This window comes from Citrobacter sp. VF227 (assembly GCF_052950715.1).
This window is the reverse complement of sequence record NZ_JBRFVF010000393.1, coordinates 1-468: the sequence shown is the minus strand read 5'-3', so window position 1 is coordinate 468 and position 468 is coordinate 1. Positions and strand designations below refer to the sequence as shown.

Sequence of the window (468 nt, the reverse complement as noted above, 5' to 3'; positions counted from 1 at the left end):
AGCAGCAGGTCGCGCTGTTTCTCGGCTGCCTTCATGGCGCTCTGACCGTGCTGCTTGACCAGGTAGCTGTAGATTTGCCGGACCTCCCTGGACTGGAAGATGGGCTGCAGATCCTGCACCGCCACCGCACCGTCTGAAGCCTGGCTCCGCGTGTTCATCAGCACCTGCGGGCCGCGCGCTACTAGCGGCATGAAGCCCTGCGCCTCGAAGTACCCGGCCTTGCCCGCCACGCACGCCACCTCCGCGTGAGGGTAGCGCGACAGCATCCGTTCGAGCATCGCCCGGCCGATGCCCTGCCGGCGCTGCTCCGCGGTCACGGCCAGGTAGACCAGGGCACAGGCTTCGGGGTCGTCCACATACGGCAGGTAAAGCGCGAAGCCAAGCAGCGTCGCCGGATCTTCCGCATCCAGCGCCATGATCAACTCCGGTTTGCCGGGCTGCGCACCGTCCATGCTGTCGAGATAGCGA

1 protein-coding gene is annotated in these 468 nt (G+C 66.2%); it reads right to left on the bottom strand.

Features of this window, described 5'->3' with window-relative positions:
- Positions 1-468 (bottom strand): GNAT family N-acetyltransferase (locus ACU8YC_RS26925; protein WP_446896249.1); only part of this gene is annotated, 468 nt, incomplete at both ends.